Annotated in this window: 19 protein-coding genes and 1 pseudogene; 10 read left to right on the forward strand and 10 right to left on the reverse strand. The window is 73.0% G+C overall.

The window, feature by feature from the left end:
• Positions 1-133 precede the first annotated feature (133 nt).
• Complete coding sequence (locus ACFWJB_RS26850) at positions 134-1,375, forward strand: MFS transporter (RefSeq protein ID WP_386925349.1); 1,242 nt, start codon at positions 134-136, stop codon at positions 1,373-1,375.
• A 174-nt stretch (positions 1,376-1,549) separates the two neighbouring features.
• On the opposite strand, the pseudogene ACFWJB_RS26855 reads toward ACFWJB_RS26850, so the two are convergent.
• Positions 1,550-2,614: pseudogene (locus tag ACFWJB_RS26855) on the reverse strand (NAD(P)-dependent alcohol dehydrogenase); the annotation flags it as partial.
• Here ACFWJB_RS26855 and ACFWJB_RS26860 point away from each other — a divergent pair.
• Positions 2,613-3,485 (forward strand): helix-turn-helix transcriptional regulator, encoded by an 873-nt coding sequence (locus ACFWJB_RS26860; RefSeq protein WP_385469664.1) that lies wholly within the window; start codon positions 2,613-2,615, stop codon positions 3,483-3,485. The pseudogene ACFWJB_RS26855 and the gene ACFWJB_RS26860 sit on opposite strands and share 2 nt — an antisense overlap.
• 14 nt (positions 3,486-3,499) lie before the next feature.
• Here the strand turns inward: ACFWJB_RS26860 and ACFWJB_RS26865 are convergent, their stop codons facing one another.
• A complete protein-coding gene (locus tag ACFWJB_RS26865; protein WP_385469666.1) occupies positions 3,500-4,138 on the reverse strand; it encodes a CatB-related O-acetyltransferase in 639 nt (212 codons plus the stop codon).
• An 83-nt stretch (positions 4,139-4,221) separates the two neighbouring features.
• Here ACFWJB_RS26865 and ACFWJB_RS26870 point away from each other — a divergent pair, with 83 nt between their 5' ends.
• The gene (locus ACFWJB_RS26870; protein ID WP_386925352.1) at positions 4,222-4,926 is read left to right on the forward strand and encodes a TetR/AcrR family transcriptional regulator; all 705 of its coding nucleotides are present in this window, start codon (positions 4,222-4,224) and stop codon (positions 4,924-4,926) included.
• 139 nt (positions 4,927-5,065) lie between these two features.
• Here the strand turns inward: ACFWJB_RS26870 and ACFWJB_RS26875 are convergent, their stop codons facing one another.
• Entirely contained in the window at positions 5,066-6,313 is a 1,248-nt protein-coding gene (locus ACFWJB_RS26875) for an Ig-like domain-containing protein (RefSeq protein WP_385471073.1), read from the reverse strand.
• A 224-nt stretch (positions 6,314-6,537) separates the two neighbouring features.
• Entirely contained in the window at positions 6,538-6,891 is a 354-nt protein-coding gene (locus ACFWJB_RS26880) for a hypothetical protein (protein ID WP_385471071.1), read from the reverse strand.
• A gap of 109 nt (positions 6,892-7,000) precedes the next feature.
• On the opposite strand from ACFWJB_RS26880, the gene ACFWJB_RS26885 reads away from it, so the two are divergent.
• The gene (locus ACFWJB_RS26885; RefSeq protein WP_385471063.1) at positions 7,001-7,318 is read left to right on the forward strand and encodes a hypothetical protein; all 318 of its coding nucleotides are present in this window, start codon (positions 7,001-7,003) and stop codon (positions 7,316-7,318) included.
• A 122-nt stretch (positions 7,319-7,440) separates the two neighbouring features.
• Here the strand turns inward: ACFWJB_RS26885 and hutH are convergent, their stop codons facing one another.
• The 3 genes from hutH to ACFWJB_RS26900 form a co-directional block, all read right to left on the reverse strand.
• Positions 7,441-8,979: a histidine ammonia-lyase gene (hutH, locus tag ACFWJB_RS26890; protein ID WP_386925361.1), complete on the reverse strand. Its 1,539-nt coding sequence runs from the start codon at positions 8,977-8,979 to the stop codon at positions 7,441-7,443.
• An 86-nt stretch (positions 8,980-9,065) separates the two neighbouring features.
• Positions 9,066-10,214: a diguanylate cyclase domain-containing protein gene (locus tag ACFWJB_RS26895; protein ID WP_385471059.1), complete on the reverse strand. Its 1,149-nt coding sequence runs from the start codon at positions 10,212-10,214 to the stop codon at positions 9,066-9,068.
• A 76-nt stretch (positions 10,215-10,290) separates the two neighbouring features.
• Positions 10,291-11,091: an enoyl-CoA hydratase/isomerase family protein gene (locus ACFWJB_RS26900; protein WP_385471057.1), complete on the reverse strand. Its 801-nt coding sequence runs from the start codon at positions 11,089-11,091 to the stop codon at positions 10,291-10,293.
• A 214-nt stretch (positions 11,092-11,305) separates the two neighbouring features.
• On the opposite strand from ACFWJB_RS26900, the gene ACFWJB_RS26905 reads away from it, so the two are divergent.
• The gene (locus tag ACFWJB_RS26905) at positions 11,306-11,983 is read left to right on the forward strand and encodes a hypothetical protein (protein ID WP_386925356.1); all 678 of its coding nucleotides are present in this window, start codon (positions 11,306-11,308) and stop codon (positions 11,981-11,983) included.
• Positions 11,984-12,009: 26 nt separating this feature from the next.
• Here ACFWJB_RS26905 and ACFWJB_RS26910 read toward each other — a convergent pair whose 3' ends face one another.
• Complete coding sequence (locus tag ACFWJB_RS26910) at positions 12,010-13,149, reverse strand: adenylate/guanylate cyclase domain-containing protein (protein WP_385471053.1); 1,140 nt, start codon at positions 13,147-13,149, stop codon at positions 12,010-12,012.
• 346 nt (positions 13,150-13,495) lie between these two features.
• Positions 13,496-14,362, reverse strand: coding sequence for a biotin--[acetyl-CoA-carboxylase] ligase (locus ACFWJB_RS26915; RefSeq protein ID WP_385471051.1), 867 nt, complete (start codon positions 14,360-14,362; stop codon positions 13,496-13,498).
• 110 nt (positions 14,363-14,472) lie between these two features.
• Between ACFWJB_RS26915 and ACFWJB_RS26920 the strand changes: the two genes are divergently transcribed.
• The 4 genes from ACFWJB_RS26920 (at position 14,473) to ACFWJB_RS26935 (ending at position 17,197) form a co-directional block, all read left to right on the forward strand.
• Complete coding sequence (locus tag ACFWJB_RS26920; protein WP_385471049.1) at positions 14,473-16,074, forward strand: acyl-CoA carboxylase subunit beta; 1,602 nt, start codon at positions 14,473-14,475, stop codon at positions 16,072-16,074.
• Between the two features lie 9 nt (positions 16,075-16,083).
• A complete protein-coding gene (locus ACFWJB_RS26925; RefSeq protein ID WP_385471047.1) occupies positions 16,084-16,293 on the forward strand; it encodes an acyl-CoA carboxylase epsilon subunit in 210 nt (69 codons plus the stop codon).
• A 122-nt stretch (positions 16,294-16,415) separates the two neighbouring features.
• Entirely contained in the window at positions 16,416-16,544 is a 129-nt protein-coding gene (gene mmpB, locus ACFWJB_RS26930; protein WP_351025917.1) for a morphogenic membrane protein MmpB, read from the forward strand.
• A 32-nt stretch (positions 16,545-16,576) separates the two neighbouring features.
• Entirely contained in the window at positions 16,577-17,197 is a 621-nt protein-coding gene (locus ACFWJB_RS26935) for a Maf family protein (RefSeq protein ID WP_385471045.1), read from the forward strand.
• Here the strand turns inward: ACFWJB_RS26935 and ACFWJB_RS26940 are convergent.
• Positions 17,166-17,648, reverse strand: a complete 483-nt coding sequence (locus tag ACFWJB_RS26940; RefSeq protein ID WP_385471043.1) for a hypothetical protein — start codon at positions 17,646-17,648, stop codon at positions 17,166-17,168. The genes ACFWJB_RS26935 and ACFWJB_RS26940 overlap by 32 nt on opposite strands.
• A gap of 373 nt (positions 17,649-18,021) precedes the next feature.
• Here ACFWJB_RS26940 and ACFWJB_RS26945 point away from each other — a divergent pair, with 373 nt between their 5' ends.
• Positions 18,022-19,794 (forward strand): acetyl/propionyl/methylcrotonyl-CoA carboxylase subunit alpha, encoded by a 1,773-nt coding sequence (locus ACFWJB_RS26945; protein ID WP_385471041.1) that lies wholly within the window; start codon positions 18,022-18,024, stop codon positions 19,792-19,794.
• Positions 19,795-19,835: the final 41 nt, after the last annotated feature.

The following is a 19,835-nucleotide window of genomic DNA, read 5'->3' on the forward strand; positions in this document are numbered from 1 at the left end:
AGGCAGCCTATGCGCGCACAACCGGCGGTTGTGGCTGCCCGGAGGGCGGTTGTTTGATCCGGCGCTCCGCCGTCCGATGTGATGACCGGGCCCAAACATCGGTTGTTCCGGAGGAGTGAGGAGTAGTGCGCGCGTGAGTACGGAGTCCGATCTCCGCCGGCTGTGGTCGGCCTACGCCGTCAGTACGTACGGCTCGTGGACGGCGTTCGGGGCGTTCCAGCTCATCGCGGTGCGCGTGCTGCACGCGTCGCCGTTCGCGGTCTCGCTGCTGGAGGCGGCCGGGCTCGCGGTCGCGGCGGTCGTCGCGTTCCCGCTCGGGCCGTGGGTCGAGCACCGGGCCAAGCGTCCGGTGATGGTCGCGACGGACCTGGTCCGGTTCGCCGCGATGGCGAGCGTCCCGGTCGCGTACTTCCTCGGCCTGCTGTCCTACGTCCAGCTGCTGGTCGTCTCGGTCGTCTCCGGGACCGCGGGCATCGCCTTCACCGCCGCGTCCGGCGCCTACCTGAAACACCTCGTCCGCGGTGACCGCCTCCTCGCCGCCAACGGGAGGTTCGAGGCCACCGCGTGGGCGGCGACCGCGGCCGGCCCGCCCCTCGGCGGCGCGCTCGTCGGGCTGCTCGGCCCGGTCGTCACGGTCCTGGCCGACTCCCTCAGCTATCTGCTGTCCGCGCTCGGCGTCCTGCGCATCCGCGGGGGCGACACCGCCACGCCGCGCGACCCGGCGACCCGGCCGGGCGCGGCCGGCCTCCTCGAAGGCTGGCGGTTCATCCTCCACGACACCGTCCTGCGCCGGCTGTTCCTCAACTCGGTCCTGGTCGGCGGTCTGATCATGGCCACCACCCCGCTCCTGGCCGTCCTCCTGCTGGGCCGGTACCACTTCCAGGCCTGGCAGTACGGACTCGCCTTCGGCGTCCCGGCGCTCGGCGGCTTCGTGGGCGCCCGCCTCTCGGCCCGGCTGGTGAAGCGTCACGGCCGGTACCGGGTGATGGCCGTCTTCGGATGGCTGCGGTCCCTCTTCCCCCTCGGCCTCGCGTTCGTGGGGCCGGGCGTCCCCGGACTCCTCACCGTGATCGCCGTCGAGGGCCTGCTGATCACCTGCATGGGCGTCTTCAACCCGATCAACGCCACCGAACGCCTCCAGCGGATCCCCCTGGAGCGGGCCGCCCGGGTCCTCGGCACGTGGACCGTCGGCAGCAGGCTCGTACAGGCCGCCCTGATGCTGCTCTGGGGCGTCCTCGCCGGCCTCGTCGGCCCCCTCGCCGCGATCACGGTCGCCGGCGTCCTGCTGCTCGCCACCCCGTTGCTGCTGCCCCGGCGCGCGCACCTGTCCGGCCCGGCCCCGGCCACGCGGACCGGGGGCGTCCCGGCGGCCTGAGCCACCGGAACGCCCCCGGGACCGGGCGGTACGCGCCCCGCGTCAGATGGTGGCCGTGTCGATCACGAAGCGGTAGCGGACGTCGCTGGCCAGCACGCGCTCGTAGGCGTCGTTGATCTCGGCGGCGGCGATCAGCTCGATCTCGGCGCCGATGCCGTGCTCGGCGCAGAAGTCCAGCATCTCCTGGGTCTCGGCGATGCCGCCGATCATCGAGCCGGCGAGGGTCTTGTTGCCGCCGATGAGGGAGAAGAGGTTCAGCGAGATCGGCTCCTCGGGGGCGCCGACGTTCACGAGAGCGCCGCCCGTCTTCAGCAGGCCCAGGTACGCGCCGAAGTCCAGGGGCGCGGAGACCGTGGACAGGATGACGTCGAAGGTGCCCGCCAGGTCCTGGAAGGTCTTCTCGTCACTGGTCGCGTAGTAGTGGTCCGCGCCCAGCTTCAGGCCGTCGTCCTTCTTGCGCAGGGACTGCGAGAGGACGGTGACCTCGGCGCCCATCGCGTGGGCGATCTTGACGCCCATGTGCCCGAGGCCGCCCAGGCCGACCACGGCGACCTTCTTGCCGGGGGCGGCGCCCCAGTGCTTGAGCGGGGAGTAGGTGGTGATGCCCGCGCACAGCAGCGGCGCGGCCACGTCGAGCGGCAGCGCGTCGGGGATGCGGACGGTGAACGCCTCGGCGACGACGACCTTCTGCGCGTAGCCGCCGTAGGTCGGCTCACCGTCGTAGCCGACGGCGTTGTAGGTGCCGACGCTGCCCTTGAGGCAGTGCTGCTCCATTCCGGCCTTGCAGTTCTCGCACTCGCGGCAGGAGTCGACGAGGCAGCCGACACCGACGCGGTCGCCGACCTCGAACTTGGTGACGCCGGAGCCGACCGCCTCGACGACGCCCGCGATCTCGTGGCCGGGGACCATCGGGAAGATGGCCTCGCCCCAGCCCTCGCGGGCCTGGTGGATGTCGGAGTGGCAGATGCCGGCGAACTTGATGTCGATCAGGACGTCGTGCTCGCCCACCTCGCGCCGCTCGATGGTGGTGCGCTCCAACGGAGCCTTGGCGGCGGGGGCTGCGTATGCGGCGACAGTGGTCATGCCGGTGTCTCCGGGATTCTCGTGGAGGGGTGTTCGTTCTTCCACCCTGCCGTGCCCGCCGGACGCCACCCAGACCACGGTTCTGCCTACGTCCAGTGTTCCTACCACCAGCGGGGACAGCCTCCTGTGCGTACGACCGGGAATACTGGAGAGCATGGATGGACAGCTGGACCGGCGTGCCGAACTGAGCGAGTTCCTGCGGACCCGGCGGGCCAGGCTGAAGCCGGAGGACGTGGGACTGCCGGAGTTCGGGCGGCACCGCCGGGTGCCCGGACTGCGCCGGGAGGAGCTGGCGCAGCTCGCCGGGGTGTCCGTGGCGTACTACACCCGGCTGGAGCAGGGCAACGGGCAGAACGTGTCCGCCGAGGTCCTGGACTCGATCGCCCGCGCGCTCCGGCTGACCGACGCCGAGCACGCCCACCTGACGCACCTCGCCAAGCCGAAGCAGCAGCGCAGGCGGAGCCCGGCGCGGGCGCAGCAGCCGGTGCGGGTGGCGCTGCTCCAGCTCCTGGAGCAGATCGACACGGTGCCCGCCTACGTGACGGGGCGCCGGTCGGACATCCTGGCCTGGAACCGCATGGCCGCCGCCCTCTTCGGCGACTGGGGCGAACTGCCGGCCCAGGAGCGGAACTGGGCGCGGCTGGTCTTCCTGAACCCGGAGTACCGGGAGCTCTTCGTCGACTGGGACCAGAAGGCGTACGACATGGTCAGCTTCCTGCGCATGGACGCGGGCCGGCACCCGGACGACCCGCGGCTGTCCGCCCTGGTCGGCGAGCTGTCCGTGAAGAGCGAGGAGTTCCGGCGGCTGTGGGCCACGCACGACGTCAAGGAGAAGAGCTACGGCGTCAAGCGGATGCGGCACCCGCTGGTCGGCGACCTGACCCTGTCCTTCGAGACGTTCCGCATGGTCGACGACGCCGAGCAGGCGTTCGTCACGTACCACGCCGAGCCGGGCTCGCCGTCGGCGGAGGCGCTGCGGCTGCTGGCGAGCTGGGGGACGGACGCGGCGGCCTCGCTGACGGCCTGACCCGGCGGCCGGTGTCACGGGGCCGCGGCCTCCAGTTCGTCGACGGTGCCGGACATGACCGTCCGGATGTGCTCGGTGAGGTGCTCGACGGGCCAGTCCCACCAGGCCACGGCCAGCAGCCGGGCGGTGTCGGCCGCGTCGTAGCGGGTGCGGATCAGCCGGGCCGGGTTGCCGCCGACGATGCCGTAGTCGGGCACGTCCGAGGTGACCACCGCGCCGGCGGCGACGATCGCGCCGTGGCCGATCCGCACCCCGGGCAGCACGGTCGCGCCGTGACCGAACCAGACGTCGTGTCCGACGACGGTGTCCCCGCGGTTCGGCAGGCCGGTGAGCAGGTCGAAGTGGTCGGCCCAGGAGCCGCCCAGGGTGGGGAAGGGGAAGGTGGAGGGGCCGTCCATGCGGTGGTTGGCGCCGTTCATGAGGAAGCGCACGCCGGTGCCCAGGGCGCAGAACCTGCCGATGACCAGCTTCTCCGGGCCGTAGTGGTAGAGCACGTTGCGGGTCTCGAAGGCGGTGGGGTCGTCCGGGTCGTCGTAGTAGGAGTACTCCCCCACCTCGATGAGCGGCGACTTCACCAGCGGCTTGAGCTGTACGACGCGCGGCTGCCCGGGCATCGGGTGGAGCACGGTCGGATCGGCGGGGGCGAGTGGCATCGCGGTTTCGGCTCCCTTAATGCGACGACTGATGCATTAGGATGCTTGCACGCCTCCCCGTCCCCGAGCAATCGGAATCTCCCATGATCGACGCGCCGGACGACCCGCCGGGCCACGGCCGCACGACCGGTGACCGCTCCACCGGCGACCGCCCCACCGCCGACGCGCCTTCCGCGCCGGGCGCGCGGCGGCCCGGGGGCCGTACCGCCCGGGTCCGGGCCCAGGTGATCGCCGCGGTGTGCGACGAGCTCGCCGACCACGGCTTCGAGGGCCTGACGCCGGAGGGCGTGGCGGCCCGGGCCGGCGTGCACCGCACCACGGTCTACCGGCGCTGGCGGGACGTCGGCGGCCTGCTCGCCGACGTCCTGGACGCCGCGGGCGAGGACGGCTGGCAGCCCCCGGACACCGGCTCCCTGCGCGGTGACCTGGCGGCGCTGAACGCCGAGATCCAGGAGTCCCTGGTCGCGCGGCCGTCGGTCGCCTCGGCGCTGATCGCCGCCTCGTTCCGCTCCGAGCAGGCCGCCCGCGCCCAGGAGCGGCTGTGGGAGGACCGGTACACCCGGTGCGAGGCCGTCGTGGAGCGCGCCGTGCGGCGCGGCGAACTGCCGCCGGGCACCGACGCCCGCCGGCTGCTGATCGCCGCGACCGCACCGCTCTACCACCAGCTCGTACTGCTGCGGAGCGCCCCCGATCCCCAGCTGCCCGACCAGGCCGCCGCCACGGCCGTGCTGGCCGCGGCGGCGGGGGCCTTCGACGGCGCGGCAGGCGGGTCCGCGACCGGGGCCTGAGCCGGCGCGTTCTCCCGGACGGTGATCCGGCCCTTGCGGATCGTCGCCAGGCGCGGGGGAACGGCGGACGCCCGCCGCCCCCGGTGCGGGGCGACGGGCGTCCGTCGTGAAGTCGCCGTGCTCGAGCGGCTGTTCGGCGTCAGGCGGCCGAACCCGCCTTCCACTGGGCCCAGTCCATGTTCCAGCCGTTGAGGCCGTTGTCCGGGGCGACGGTCTTGTCGCCGGTGTTCTGGACGACGACCACGTCACCGACGATGGAGTTGTTGTAGAACCAGGCACCCGGCGTGTTCGGGTCGTCGGCGCCCTTGGCGTCCTCCAGGCCCACGCAGCCGTGGCTGGTGTTGGCGCTGCCGAAGATGCCCTTGCCCCAGTAGTTGCCGTGGATGAAGGTGCCGGAGGTGCTCAGCCGCATGGCGTGCGGCACGTCCTTGATGTCGTACTCGCCCTTGCCGTCGTCGTCGGTGAAGCCGACGGTCGAGCCGTCCATCCGGGTCTCCTTGTACTTCTCGGAGATCACCATCTGGCCTTCGTAGGTCTTGTTGTCGGGCGAGCCCGCGGAGATCGGGATGGTCCGGACGGTCTTGCCGTCCTGCGTGACCTTCATCTGCTTGGTCTTCGCGTCGACGTACGAGACCTGGTTGCGGCCGATCTTGAAGGTGACCGTCTTCTGCTGGACGCCGTACACGCCGTCGGCGCCCTCGACGCCGTCGAGCGCCAGCTTGAGGGTGACGGTGGAACCCTCCTGCCAGTAGTTCTCGGGGCGGCAGTCCATGCGCTGGGTGCTGAACCAGTGGCAGGCGACTTCCTGGCCGCTGGTGGTGTTGACGGTGATCGCCTTCTGGACGGCGGCCTTGTCGGTGATCTCCTTGTCGAAGTTGATCGACACGGGCATGCCGACACCGACGGTGGTGCCGTCGTCGGGGGTGAAGGTGCCGATGAAGCTGTTGCTCTTGGAGACCGTGGTGAACGAGGAGTTCTCGTGGGCCGCGCGGCCCTCGGAGTCCTGCGCGGTCGCCGTCAGCTTGTAGGTGGTGGCCCTCTCGAGCTGGACGCTGGGCTTCCAGCTCGTCCTGTCGGCGGATATCTCGCCCTTGACCTCGGTGCCGTCCGTCGTGGTCATCTTGACCTCGGTGAGCGTGCCCTTGCTCACGGTGACGGCGGCCGCGTTGTTGATGGAGGCGTTGTCCGAGCCGTTGGCAGGCGTGATCTTGATCTGGGCCTCGGAGGTCTTCTTGGCCGCCGCCTCGTCGACCTGCGCCTGCGAGGTCTTGTCGTCCCCACCTCCGGAGGCGCCGGCGTCATTGCTGGAACATGCCGAGAGCACCAGCACACCGCCGAGCAGTGCGGACGCGGCCGCCAGGCCCTTGCGCCGCTTACCGTCCGTCATCACACGCTTCTCCATCGTCGCCGATTCCCACGAAACCCCGAGATCCCCCGTCAAGGCGTTCAACGCTACGACCGGTTCGTCCCGTTCCACATCGTCAGCAGGTGTGGGACATACCACGTCCGCCGTGGGGCGGGGTGGTGCGGGGGTCGGTCGGTGCGCCCCTTGAGACGGTGAAACACCGGGCGGCGGTTGCTGCCGGGGGGCACGATTTTCCCCACGGTGCGTCAGCCGGCCGCCGGTTCACCGTCTTCCGGATCATCCTCGCCGCCATCATCCTCGTCCAGATCCCAGTCGGGCGAGCCGGGGTCGTGGTCGATCTGCTCACTGCTCCAGGAGGCCTGCTGGAGCTCGACCCCGGGCACCGCACTGACCAGGTCGAACGGGTCGACGAGACAGGCCAGGGCCTCGGCGGTGTCCTCCATCACAGCCTGCTCGGCGTGCGCCCGTTCCGCGTCGGGCAGCGCGGAGTCGGCGGCCAGGGCCTGCAGTGCGGCGCCGGTGACCGCCTCCTCGTCGTCGATCGCCAGGACGAGGTCCACGCGAAGCCGTACAAAACGTGATGTCTCCTGAGCGCTCATGCCCGGAGAGTACGGCCGAACGCTCCCGTGACTTTCCTGTGACCCGCGGCTTTCACTAACATCTGCCCACACGGCCAATTCGCCAGCGCCACAAGGGGATCGATATTCCGTGTCATCCGCTCGCCGTCCGTTGCTGACCGCCGCCGCCGCGGGGGGCCTGCTGTGCGCCCTGTGGTTCGTCCCGTCCGCGAACGCGACACCCGGGACCCCGGCCGCGGGCACCGCCTCCACCAGCCCGTCTCCGCAGGTCACCGAGCAGGCCAGAGTCGTGTCGACCGACACGGCGGCCGCCGGTGGGGAGAGCGTCCGGCTGGCCGACACGGGAAGCTTCGACAGCACCCCGTACGTCATCGGAGGCACCGCCTGCCTCGGCCTCGGTGCCGGGTTCGTCGTGTACTCGGTACGCCGGGAACGCCTCGATTTTTGACATCACTTGACGTTCTTTTGGAAGTTTTGACCCTGCCGGGCACCGCCCCACGGCGGCGGCCCGCGTGCCGGTCGTGCCACGGGGTCCGCCGCGCCACCGCGCAGCGGACTCCGTGAGCCCGGCTAGCGCAGCGGCCCGGTGACCGTCTCCGCCGCGGCGACCAGGCTCCCCGCGCGCACGAAGGCCTCCGCCGCCGCCAGGTCGGGGGCCAGGAACCGGTCCGGCCCGGGGCCCTCGACACCGGCCGCCCGCGCGGCGTCGATGACCGCCCGCGAGGCCGGGGCCGGGGTGAGGCCCTCGCGGAGCTGGATCGCCCGCGTGGCGGCGTACAGCTCGACGGCGATCACCCGGGTGAGGTTGTCGACGGCCGTGCGCAGCTTGCGCGCCGCCGACCAGCCCATGGACACGTGGTCCTCCTGCATGGCGGAGGACGGGATGGAGTCCGCGGAGGCCGGTACGGCGAGCCGCTTCAGCTCGCTGACCAGGGCGGCCTGCGTGTACTGGGCGATCATCAGGCCGGAGTCCACGCCGGCGTCGTCCGCGAGGAACGGCGGCAGGCCGTGGCTGCGGTTCTTGTCGAGCAGCCGGTCGGTGCGCCGCTCGGCGATGGAGCCGAGGTCGGCGACGGCCACGGCGAGGAAGTCCAGGACGTAGGCGACCGGGGCGCCGTGGAAGTTGCCGTTGGACTCCACCCGGCCGTCGGGAAGGACGACGGGGTTGTCCACGGCCGCCGCGAGTTCCCGCTCGGCGACGAGGCGGGCGTGCGCCATGGTGTCGCGCCCGGCGCCGGCGACCTGCGGGGCGCAGCGCACCGAGTAGGCGTCCTGGACGCGGGGGGCGTCGTCCTGGTGGTGACCGGTGAGGCCGGAGCCCTCGAGGACGGCGAGCATGTTGGCGGCGCTGGCGGCCTGCCCGGGGTGCGGGCGGATGGCGTGCAGCTCGGGGGCGAGCACCCGGTCGGTGCCGAGCAGCGCCTCCATGGTCAGCGCGGCCGTGACGTCGGCGGACTTGTACAGGGTGTCGAGGTCGGCGAGGGCCATGACCAGCATGCCGAGCATGCCGTCGGTGCCGTTGAGGAGGGCGAGGCCCTCCTTCTCGCGCAGCTCGACCGGGGCGATCCCGTGCTCCGCGAGCAGCTCACCGGCCGGCCGCACGGTGCCGTCGGGGCCCTCGGCGTCCCCCTCGCCCATGAGCGTGAGGGCGCAGTGGGAGAGCGGCGCGAGGTCGCCGGAGCAGCCCAGGGAGCCGTACTCGTGCACGACCGGGGTGATGCCGGCGTTGAGGACGTCGGCCATGGTCCGCGCGACCTCGGGACGGACGCCGGTGTGCCCGGAGCAGACGGTCTTCAGGCGCAGGAACATCAGGGCGCGCACGACCTCGCGCTCGACGCGTGGCCCCATGCCCGCGGCGTGCGAGCGGACGATGTTGCGCTGCAGCTGGGCGCGCAGGTCCGGGCTGATGTGCCGGGTCGCCAGGGCGCCGAAGCCGGTGCTGACGCCGTAGACGGGGTCCGGCTTGGCGGCCAGCGCGTCCACGATGCCGCGGGCCGCCGCCAGCGCCGCCACCGCTTCCTCGGAGAGCTCGACCCGTGCGCCGGCGCGCGCCACGGCGAGGACGTCGGACGCGGTGACCCCGGACGTCCCCACCACCACAGTGTGCATATTCATATTCAGGAGCGTACGCAGTGAATTCGATGATGTCACCCCCGGTCGCCGAGGGCACCCCTTACCCCTCCGGCGCGGGTGGCCTAGGGCGAATGCCGCCCGCGGAAACGCCGCCGCTCCCCGTCCTCCTCCCGGGACGGCTCGTCCGCCAGCCGGACCACGGGGTCGTCGGGCCCCTCGCGGCCGGCCACCACCGGCCGGCCCGCCCGGCCGGCCTTGGCCCGGTACTGGGCGGCGTCGGCCAGCCGGAACAGCCGGCGGGCGGAGCGGACCGGCCCCACCGGATCCTCCGTGGACGCGACCCCGCAGGCCACGCCGTCGCCGAGGTCCAGCTCGGCCGCCCGGCGGCACAGCTCCTCGGCCGCCTTGACGACCGCGTCGGCGGACGGACCGACGGCCAGCAGGCAGAACTCGTCACCGCCGAGCCGGGCCGCGAGCGCGCCCGGCAGCATGGCCCCGCACAGCGACAGCACCGACCCGAAGCGCTCCAGGAGCCGGTCGCCGGCGGCGTGCCCGTGGGTGTCGTTCACCCGCTTGAGCCCGTTGAGATCGCACACGACGAGGCTGACGGCGACACCCTCGGTACGGTGCCGCTCCACCGCCTCGTCCAGGCGGGAGTCGACCGCCCTGCGGTTGGCCAGGCCGGTCAGCGCGTCGGTGTACGCCAGGCGCCGGACCTCCTCCAGCCTCTCGGTCTGCGCTATCCCGGCGGCCACGACCGAGGCCAGGACGGTGGCGAAGTCGGCGTCGCCCCGCGCGAAGACGGCCTCGCCCACCGGACGGGCCACGTACAGCTCGCCCCAGGCGCGGCCGTGCAGCACGATCGGCGCGACCACGCAGCAGCCGCGCCCGCGGCGGCGCAGGGCCGCGACGCGCTGGTGGACGTACCCGGGGCTGCCCTCGGCGGCCCCCGCGGCCGTCTCGACCCAGGCGTCCGGTTCACCGCCGCCGGCCCAGCGCTCGTGCAGGAACTCGGTGATCTCCGCGAACTGGTGCACCGGGTAGGACTCGTCCTCGGGGAACTCCTCCTCGCCCTCGGCCCGCTCGCCCACGTTCACCAGGACACGGAGCCGGCCGAGGTCGCGCTCCCACACCGACAGGGCCGCGAAGCTGCCGCCCAGCGCCCGGCAGGCGCCGGCGGCCGCCGCCCGCCACGCCTCCCGCGCACTGTGCGCGGCGGCCATGCCCTGCGCCAACGCCACGACGGCCGCGAGCCGCCTGTCCTCGCCCATCACTCCAGGTTAGGGACGTTTTACCCAAAAGTGGACATGGACGACGCGAACGGGGACCGGTCCGCGTCGTCCGCCGTCACTCCCCGGGCCAGCGCGGCGCCCGCTTCTCGTTGAACGCCGCGACACCCTCCGCCCGGTCACCGGAGAACGCCACCGACCGCCACGCCGCGTCCTCGACCTCGAGGCCGGCCCGCAGGTCCAGCCCGTGACCGAGCCGCAGCGCCCGCTTGGCCGCCCGCAGGCCCACGGGCGAGTTGGCGGCCATCCGGGAGGCCAGCTCCAGCGCCTCCTCCCGGTCCCGCCCCTCGTCCACCAGCTGGTCGACGAGGCCCAGCTCGCGCGCCTCCGCCGCCGGCACCCGCCGCGCGGTGAACACCAGCTCGGCGGCGCGGGCCGCCCCCACGCGGCGGGGCAGCAGCTGCGTACCGCCGCCGCCCGGGATCACCCCGACGGACACCTCGGGCAGCCCCACCACGGCCGTGGGGTCGGCCACGATCACGTCGCACGACAGCGCCAGCTCGAAGCCGCCGCCCAGCGCGAATCCGTGCACGGCCGCGACCGTCGGCACCGGCAGTTCCAGCACCGCGGTGTACGCGCCCCGCGCCACCGGCCGCTGGCGCAGCAGGTCGGCGTCGGAGAAGGAGTTGCGCTCCTTGAGGTCGGCGCCGACGCAGAAGGCCCGCTCGTGCGTCGAGGTCAGCACCACCACCCGCACGCTCCGGTCGTCGCCCAGCGCCGCACAGGCCGCCCCGATGGACCGGGCCATCGCGGTGGAAACGGCGTTCATGGCCTTCGGCCGGTCGAGCGCGAGCTCCGCGACATGCCCGTCCCCGTGCCGCCGGACCAGGACGAACTCCCCGAACCGCTCCTCGCTCATGACACCCTCCGGTTAACGCGGGTTAACAACGACCGCCCGATCATCGCAGGCGCGGGGGCGCGGGGAAAGGCCGGGCGCGTGCCGCCGCGGCACCACTCCGCCGTCCACCCGTTCGAGTGACATCCCGGCAATGCCGCCGACCCGGCGTCCGGCAGCGCCTATGGTCGCTCGCCAAGCGCAGCGGCGGGGGGCACCTGCGCACCGGGAGGGGACCATGACGACGACGGACACGCCGACCACACCGCGACCGCGCTTCTCCCGGTTCCGGGGCCGCCACCGCCGCCCGCGTCCCCGCAAGGCCCTCCTCGCGGCCGGCGGCCTGGCCCTGGCGGCCGGCGCCCTGAGCCTGGTCCGCCTGGTGCCCGAGCCCGGCGGCGGACTCGACGGCTTCGGCGCCGAGGCCGCACCCCGCGTGGAGACGGGCGGGACCGGCACGGGCGACGCGGGGACGGGCCGGGAGGCCGGCGCCGCCCCGGGCACCGGCGCCACGCCCGGCGCGAGCCCGTCGGCGACGTCGGTCATGGGCGGCCTGAGCGCGTCCCCCCGGGCGGGCGGCCCGATACCGGGCCCGTCCACGAGCGGCCCCCCGACGCCGGGCCCTTCGGCCCCGCTTCCGTCGTCCGCGCCGGACCCGGCGGCGGGCGCGACGACCCTTCCGAGCCTCCCGAACCAGCCCGGCACGCCGCACTCGCCGGGCACCGGAGCCGGGGACCCGGTACCGCCCGCACCGCGGCCCCCGCAGCCGCCGGGGACGGGCACTTCCGCCCCTCGCCCCGCACCCGCCTCCTCGCCGAGCCGCACCGCACCGCCCGCCGCGGAGCCGGAGCCGCCCGGGGGGCTGTGCGTACCGCTGATCGGGCTGTGCGTGGACCTGCTGGCCGGCGACGGCTGACCCCCGGCCGGGCCGGCCACCGCCGCCTACTCCCCGCCGTCGCCCCGCCGGGTCAGCAGCCACGGCTCGATCACGCCGAGGCCGCGCACCGGCCGCTGCCACATCGGCTGGAGCGCGAAGCGGTAGGCCGGGGGCTCCTCGCCCTCCTTCTCCGCCGCGGCGGCCTCCTCGGCCGCCTCCGCCTCGGAGGCCGGGGCGTCCTGGGTGCGGATCAGCTCCTCGGCGAAGGCGGCGTCGATGAGCACGGCGTCCTTGGGGGCTATGGAGGTGAGCCGGGAGGCCAGGTTCACGGTCGTACCGAAGACGTCGCCCATCCGGGTGGTGACCGTGCCGAAGGCGAGGCCGACGCGCAGCTCCGGCATGGTCTCGTCGTTCGCCATCGTCTCGATGAGGCGCAGCGCGATCTCGGCGGCGGTGCCCGCGTCGTCGGCGGCGTACAGCACCTCGTCGCCGAGGGTCTTGATCAGTCGTCCGCCGCGGGCGGCCACCAGGTCGGCGGCGGTGGTCTCGAAGGCCTCGACGAGCTCGCCGAGCTCCTCCTCCTCCATCCGGCGGGTCAGCCGGGTGAAGCCCACCAGGTCCGCGAAGCCGACCGCGAGCCGCCGGTCCACCATCTCCTCGTCGTCACCGGCCTGCACGACCCGGCCGGTCGCGGCGGCGAGCTGACGGCGCCAGACGTAGACGAGGAACTCCTCCAGCTCCGGCAGCAGCAGCTCGACCAGCGGATACGTGACCTCGGTGCGGGTCATCCCCGGCTCCGGCGGCTCGGTCAGGCCCTCCAGGAAGGAGTCGATCTGCCATTCGGCCAACCGGGCGGTGGTCTGCCCGGTGGACCGGGCCACCTGCACGGCCATCGCCTCGCTGAGCAGCCCCGCCTCCACCAGGCCGGCCAGGCGCCGCAGGGCGAGGACGTCGGCCTCGGTGAGCGCCTTGGCCTGTCCTATGTCGGCGAAGCCCATGGCCCGCCAGAAGCGGGAGGCCAGTTCCATGGAGACGCCCGCGCTGCGCGCGGCCTGGAAGGGCGTGTAGCGGCGCTCGGCGCCCAGGATCAGTCCCTCGAGGCGCAGCGCGAGCGGGTCCTCGCCGGAATCGCCGGAATCCGGGCCCGGCTCGGGGTCCACCCGGCCGTCCCCGTCCGCGCCGGAGCCCGTGTCGTCGACGGTCACGCCTGCTGCCCTTCCGATCTGCCGCGGTCAGGTTCGACCGGCCCCAACTTTACGTCAGGTGTGCCCCAGCTCACTCCCGCACGGCCGACGGTCACCGCCCGCGCGGCCTGCGGGCAGTCGTGCCTCCCCCGGCGCCTGAACTGCCCTGGAGGTATCCGGGGGCGGCACGGGTGGACGCAGGGCGGCACCCCGCACCGCCGGGCAGCGCGACCCACCCACCGAACCCGGCGCCCCCGTGCACCCTGCGGGCGCCACACCCACCCCGGGGCTCCGGCAGGGGCACGTCACGCCGTCGGCGAGCGCACCAGCCGGCCGGTGCCTCCGCCCGCCGTCGGCCGGCGCCTCCTCACGCCAACCGCAGGTGCACGATGTCCCCCGCCCCCACCGGCTCCTGCACCCCCGCCTCCGTCGCCAGCACCAGCCGCCCGTCCCCGTCCACGGCCACCGCCTCCCCCACCAGCGACCGGTCCCCCGGCAGTTCCGCCCGCACCACCCGGCCGAGCGTCGCGCATCCCGCCGCGTACGCCTCCTGCAGCCCGCTCACCGCCGGGTCGCCCCCGGCCGACCGCCACCGCCCGTACCAGTCCTCCAGCGACCGCAGCACCCCCCGCAGCAGCGGGTCCCGGTCCGTGCTCACGGCCCCGGCCAGCGCCAGCGACCCGGCACGCGGCACGGGCAGCTCCTCCGTCCGCAGGGTGACGTTGATCCCGACGCCGACGACCACCCCGTCGTCCCCGGCACGCTCCGCCAGGATCCCGCCGGCCTTGCGCTCCTCGCCGCCCACCGTGACCAGCAGGTCGTTGGGCCACTTCAGGGCCGTGTCCACCCCCGCGGCCCGGGACAGCCCCGTGGCCACCGCGACACCCGTGAGCAGCGGCAGCCAGCCCCAGCGGGCCACCGCCACGTCGGCGGGCCGCAGCAGCACGGAGAAGAAGAGGCCCGAGCGGGCCGGCGCCGTCCACTGCCGGTCGAGACGCCCCCGCGCGGCCGTCTGCTCCTCGGCGACGAGCACGGCGCCCTCCTCCGCCTTCCCCTCGGCCGCACGGGCCACCAGGTCGGAGTTGGTGGAACCGGTGCGCTGCACCACGTCCACCTGACGCCACAGCCCTCCCTCCCGCACCAGCCCCCGGCGCAGTGCCATGACGTTGAGGGGCGGCCGGTCCAGGTCGGACCAGCGGCTGTGGGACGGGTCGGAGGCATCTCGGGGTGTCATGCAACCCACACTAGGTGTGGGAAACACCGCACTGCCGATCGGAGGACCCCCTACTACTCTACGGATGAGTAACCGTCCCCCCTTTTGAGCAGGCAGGGAGCCGCATCCCGATGTCCGAGCCGGAAGAGCAGCAGCCTGACATTCACACGACCGCGGGCAAGCTCGCGGATCTCCAGCGCCGTATCCAGGAGGCTACGCACGCCGGTTCGGAACGCGCCGTCGAGAAGCAGCACGCCAAGGGCAAGCTGACGGCGCGTGAGCGGATCGACCTCCTCCTCGACGAGGGTTCCTTCGTCGAGCTGGACGAGTTCGCGCAGCACCGGTCCACCAACTTCGGCCTGGAGAAGAACCGCCCCTACGGCGACGGCGTCGTCACCGGCTACGGCACGGTCGACGGCCGCCCGGTCGCCGTGTTCTCCCAGGACTTCACCGTCTTCGGCGGAGCACTCGGCGAGGTCTACGGCCAGAAGATCGTCAAGGTCATGGACTTCGCGCTGAAGACCGGCTGCCCGGTCATCGGCATCAACGACTCCGGCGGCGCCCGCATCCAGGAGGGTGTGGCCTCCCTCGGCGCCTACGGCGAGATCTTCCGCCGCAACACCCACGCCTCCGGCGTGATCCCGCAGATCAGCCTGGTCGTCGGGCCGTGCGCGGGCGGCGCGGTCTACTCCCCCGCCATCACCGACTTCACGGTGATGGTCGACCAGACCTCGCACATGTTCATCACCGGCCCCGACGTCATCAAGACCGTCACGGGCGAGGACGTCGGCTTCGAGGAGCTGGGGGGCGCCCGTACCCACAACTCCACCTCCGGCGTCGCCCACCACATGGCCGGGGACGAGAAGGACGCCATCGAGTACGTCAAGCAGCTGCTGTCGTACCTGCCGTCCAACAACCTCTCCGAGCCCCCCGCCTTCCCCGAGGAGGCGGACCTCGCGGTCACCGACGAGGACCGCGAGCTGGACGTGATCGTCCCGGACTCGGCGAACCAGCCCTACGACATGCACACGGTGATCGAGCACGTCCTCGACGACGCCGAGTTCTTCGAGACGCAGCCGCTGTTCGCGCCGAACATCCTCACCGGTTTCGGCCGCGTCGAGGGCCGCCCCGTCGGCATCGTCGCCAACCAGCCGATGCAGTTCGCCGGGTGCCTGGACATCACCGCGTCCGAGAAGGCCGCCCGCTTCGTGCGCACCTGCGACGCCTTCAACGTGCCGGTGCTGACCTTCGTGGACGTCCCCGGCTTCCTGCCCGGCGTGGACCAGGAGCACGACGGCATCATCCGCCGCGGCGCCAAGCTGATCTACGCCTACGCGGAGGCCACGGTCCCGCTGATCACGGTCATCACCCGCAAGGCCTTCGGCGGCGCCTACGACGTCATGGGCTCCAAGCACCTGGGCGCCGACCTCAACCTGGCCTGGCCCACCGCCCAGATCGCCGTCATGGGCGCCCAGGGCGCCGTCAACATCCTGCACCGGCGCACCCTCGCCGAGGCGGAGGCGGCCGGCGAGGACCTCGAGGCGGTCCGGGCCCGGCTGATCCAGGAGTACGAGGACACCCTCCTCAACCCCTACACGGCGGCCGAGCGCGGCTACGTCGACGCGGTGATCATGCCGTCCGACACCCGCCGCCACGTCGTCCGCGGCCTGCGTCAGCTGCGCACCAAGCGGGAATCCCTGCCTCCGAAGAAGCACGGCAACATCCCCCTGTAAGGAGCCGCTGTGACGATCAAGGTCGTACGGGGCAACCCGACCCCCGAGGAGCTGGCCGCCGCCCTGGCGGTGGTCCGCGCCCGCGCCGCGACGGCGGAACCCGAGCCGTCCGGCGCCGACGGCCCGCGCGACGCGTGGGCCGACCCGTCCCGCATCGCGGCCCGCCGCCTCCCCCAGCCGGGCCCGGCGTCCTGGGGCCGCACCTACTGGCCGGGCTGACGGAACCCCCTCAGGGGCGCGGGGACCGTGCCGCTCCGGCGCGCACGGAAGCGGAACCCCGCGCCCCAACTTGAGTACCCGTACTCAGGCACACCGCGACCGCCCGGCCGCACGCTGGTGCCATGCTGTGGTCCGACCCCGAGAACGAGCCGCCCGAAGAGCTGCGCGACATGCAGCACATGCTGCGGCGGCTGAGCGTTCTCCTGGCCATGGCCATGGTGCTGGCGATGATCGTGATCGGTCTGAGGTGAGCCGGCCCCGCCCGGGTGGCTACGCTGACCCCATGACTGCTCAGCGCCGCAGGCGGCTCGTCCTCGCGTCCCAGTCCCCCGCCCGGCTCGGCCTGCTGCGCCAGGCCGGACTCGCCCCCGAGGTGCTCGTGAGCGGCGTCGACGAGGACGCCGTGACCGCTCCCACCCCCGCCGAGCTGGCCCTCGCCCTCGCCGAGGCCAAGGCCTCCGTGGTGGCCGCCCGGCCCGAGGTGCGGGGCGCGCTGGTGATCGGCTGCGACTCGGTGCTGGACCTGGACGGACAGGCCCTCGGCAAGCCCGCCGACGCCGAGGAGGCCACCGCCCGCTGGAAGGCGATGCGCGGACGGGCGGGCACGCTGCAGACCGGCCACTGCGTCTGGGACACGGCCACCGGCCGCCACGTCTCGGCCACCGCCTCCACCGTCGTCCGCTTCGGCGAGCCGACCGACGACGAGATCGCCGCCTACGTCGCCTCGGGCGAGCCGCTGTACGTCGCCGGGGCGTTCACCCTGGACGGCCGCTCGGCGCCGTTCATCGACGGCATCGAGGGCGATCACGGGAACGTGATCGGCATCAGCCTGCCCCTCGTCCGGCGCCTGCTGGCCGATCTCGGGGTCGGCATCACGGAGCTGTGGGCGCCGGCGGAGGACTGACCGGCGAGCCGTCGTCGCCCTTGGTGTCCCCGGCCGGCCCGGCGGCGGCCGGTTCCTCCCGGCCGTCGTAGGTCATCAGCAGCAGCACGATGAGGCCGAGCACGAGGAGCATGAACAGGAAGGCGCTCCAGCCCACCAGACCCCAGGTGAAGGCGCCCAGGAGCCCGTGCACGACGGCCGCGCTGATCAGCAGGACGCGGCCCAGGCCGGCGGGGCGCCGGTCGCGCAGCGCCACGAGCAGGGCCACCAGTCCGCACAGCGCGAAGTAGAGACCGAAGACAACGCCGCCGATCTTCGAGGACACGGACATGGTGTCCGGGTCGAGACCGGCCAGGGACATGTCCTGCCGGTCCACCACGATGCCCAGGAACCAGTTCAGCGCGGCGACGCCGAGCGCCTCCACGAAGAGCACGACCGCCACGATCCACGCCACCGGCCTGCGCACCGCCACCGGCCCCCACCCACTTTCGACCGCTGCCGCACGGACAGCTGTTACCCCAAGTACGTTCGAGACGACCTGAACGCTACTAACGGGTAAACCTCGGGACAAGGGGTCTGCCGCGGGCAAAGAATCATTGGGCCATTCGTAGGGACTCCACAAAGAAACGGAGTGGCCCGCAGCACGCCCTTACAGAGACCTTGACCACACCGGGGAGCTAGGGTTTGCCCGAGGAGTCCTGCGTATCGCGGTACTGCAAGGGATTTCGCGGGTCGAGCGAGCCTCGAATCACGCTCCGTGTGGGCAAGCTCACCATTGGGGACGGGTCGAAGTGCCGTGTCGGCAGTCCCTAAACTCGGCTTGTTTCAAGGAGGGAGCCTCAATCGTGCGCAAGGTGCTCATCGCCAACCGTGGCGAAATCGCTGTCCGCGTGGCCCGGGCCTGCCGGGACGCCGGGATCGCGAGCGTGGCCGTCTACGCGGACCCGGACCGGGACGCTCTGCATGTCCGCGCCGCTGATGAGGCGTTCGCCCTGGGTGGTGACACCCCCGCCACCAGCTACCTGGACATCGCCAAGGTACTGAAGGCCGCGAGCGAGTCCGGCGCGGACGCCATCCATCCCGGCTACGGCTTCCTCTCGGAGAACGCCGAGTTCGCGCAGGCGGTCCTGGACGCGGGTCTCATCTGGATCGGCCCGCCGCCGCAGGCCATCCGCGACCTGGGCGACAAGGTCGCCGCCCGGCACATCGCGCAGCGCGCCGGCGCCCCGCTGGTCGCCGGTACCCCGGACCCCGTGTCCGGCGCTGAGGAGGTCGTGGCCTTCGCCGAGGAGCACGGCCTGCCGATCGCCATCAAGGCGGCCTTCGGCGGCGGCGGACGCGGCCTGAAGGTCGCCCGCACCCTCGAGGAGGTGCCGGAGCTCTACGACTCCGCCGTCCGCGAGGCGGTGGCCGCGTTCGGCCGCGGCGAGTGCTTCGTCGAGCGCTACCTGGACAAGCCCCGGCACGTGGAGACCCAGTGCCTGGCCGACCAGCACGGCAACGTGGTCGTCGTGTCCACCCGTGACTGCTCACTGCAGCGCCGCCACCAGAAGCTGGTGGAGGAGGCTCCCGCGCCCTTCCTGTCGGACGCCCAGATGGAGGAGCTGTACTCCTCCTCCAAGGCGATCCTGAAGGAGGCCGGCTACGTCGGCGCGGGCACCGTCGAGTTCCTCGTCGGCATGGACGGCACGATCTCCTTCCTGGAGGTCAACACGCGCCTCCAGGTGGAGCACCCGGTCACCGAGGAGGTCGCCGGCATCGACCTGGTCCGCGAGATGTTCCGCATCGCCGACGGCGAGGAGCTCGGCTACGGCGACCCGGAGCTGCGCGGCCACTCGTTCGAGTTCCGCATCAACGGCGAGGACCCGGGCCGCAACTTCCTGCCCGCCCCCGGCACCGTCACCACCTTCGCCCCGCCCACCGGTCCCGGCGTCCGCCTGGACGCGGGCGTGGAGTCGGGCAGCGTCATCGGCCCGGCCTGGGACTCCCTGCTGGCCAAGCTGATCGTCACCGGCCGGACCCGCAAGGAGGCCCTGCAGCGGGCCGCCCGTGCCCTGGAGGAGTTCCAGGTCGAGGGCATGGCCACCGCGATCCCGTTCCACCGCGCGGTGGTGCGTGACCCGGCGTTCGCCCCGGAGCTGACCGGCTCGGCCGACCCGTTCACGGTCCACACCCGCTGGATCGAGACCGAGTTCGTCAACGAGATCAAGCCGTTCGCCACTCCGGCGGACACCGAGGCGGACGAGGACGCGGGCCGCGAGACGGTCGTCGTCGAGGTCGGCGGCAAGCGCCTGGAGGTCTCCCTCCCCTCGTCGCTGGGCATGTCCCTGGCCCGGACGGGTCTGGCGGCCGGCGCCAAGCCCAAGCGCCGCGCGGCGAAGAAGTCCGGCCCCGCGGCCTCCGGCGACACCCTCGCCTCGCCGATGCAGGGCACCATCGTGAAGATCGCGGTGGAGGAGGGCCAGGAGGTCAAGGAGGGCGACCTGATCGTCGTCCTGGAGGCCATGAAGATGGAGCAGCCCCTCAACGCCCACAGGTCCGGCACCGTCAAGGGCCTGGGCGCCGAGGTCGGCGCGTCCGTCACGTCCGGCGCCGTGATCTGCGAGATCAAGGACTGACACCCGCAGGACAGCAGGACGACCGGGGCGCCCGGCGGACC

The sequence above is a fragment of the Streptomyces sp. NPDC127100 genome, from assembly GCF_042724095.1.
GTDB lineage: Bacteria > Actinomycetota > Actinomycetes > Streptomycetales > Streptomycetaceae > Streptomyces.

What these genes read in the sequence shown, in the direction of transcription:
- ACFWJB_RS26860 (WP_385469664.1), top strand. Translation starts at nt 2,613, where the DNA reads ATGGATGGACAGCTGGACCGGCGTGCCGAACTGAGCGAGTTCCTGCGG.
- ACFWJB_RS26865 (WP_385469666.1), bottom strand. Translation starts at nt 4,138, where the DNA reads ATGCCACTCGCCCCCGCCGATCCGACCGTGCTCCACCCGATGCCCGGG.
- ACFWJB_RS26870 (WP_386925352.1), top strand. Translation starts at nt 4,222, where the DNA reads ATGATCGACGCGCCGGACGACCCGCCGGGCCACGGCCGCACGACCGGT.
- ACFWJB_RS26875 (WP_385471073.1), bottom strand. Translation starts at nt 6,313, where the DNA reads ATGACGGACGGTAAGCGGCGCAAGGGCCTGGCGGCCGCGTCCGCACTG.
- ACFWJB_RS26880 (WP_385471071.1), bottom strand. Translation starts at nt 6,891, where the DNA reads ATGAGCGCTCAGGAGACATCACGTTTTGTACGGCTTCGCGTGGACCTC.
- hutH (WP_386925361.1), bottom strand. Translation starts at nt 8,979, where the DNA reads ATGCACACTGTGGTGGTGGGGACGTCCGGGGTCACCGCGTCCGACGTC.
- ACFWJB_RS26895 (WP_385471059.1), bottom strand. Translation starts at nt 10,214, where the DNA reads ATGGGCGAGGACAGGCGGCTCGCGGCCGTCGTGGCGTTGGCGCAGGGC.
- ACFWJB_RS26900 (WP_385471057.1), bottom strand. Translation starts at nt 11,091, where the DNA reads ATGAGCGAGGAGCGGTTCGGGGAGTTCGTCCTGGTCCGGCGGCACGGG.
- ACFWJB_RS26905 (WP_386925356.1), top strand. Translation starts at nt 11,306, where the DNA reads ATGACGACGACGGACACGCCGACCACACCGCGACCGCGCTTCTCCCGG.
- ACFWJB_RS26915 (WP_385471051.1), bottom strand. Translation starts at nt 14,362, where the DNA reads ATGACACCCCGAGATGCCTCCGACCCGTCCCACAGCCGCTGGTCCGAC.
- ACFWJB_RS26920 (WP_385471049.1), top strand. Translation starts at nt 14,473, where the DNA reads ATGTCCGAGCCGGAAGAGCAGCAGCCTGACATTCACACGACCGCGGGC.
- mmpB (WP_351025917.1), top strand. Translation starts at nt 16,416, where the DNA reads ATGCTGTGGTCCGACCCCGAGAACGAGCCGCCCGAAGAGCTGCGCGAC.
- ACFWJB_RS26935 (WP_385471045.1), top strand. Translation starts at nt 16,577, where the DNA reads ATGACTGCTCAGCGCCGCAGGCGGCTCGTCCTCGCGTCCCAGTCCCCC.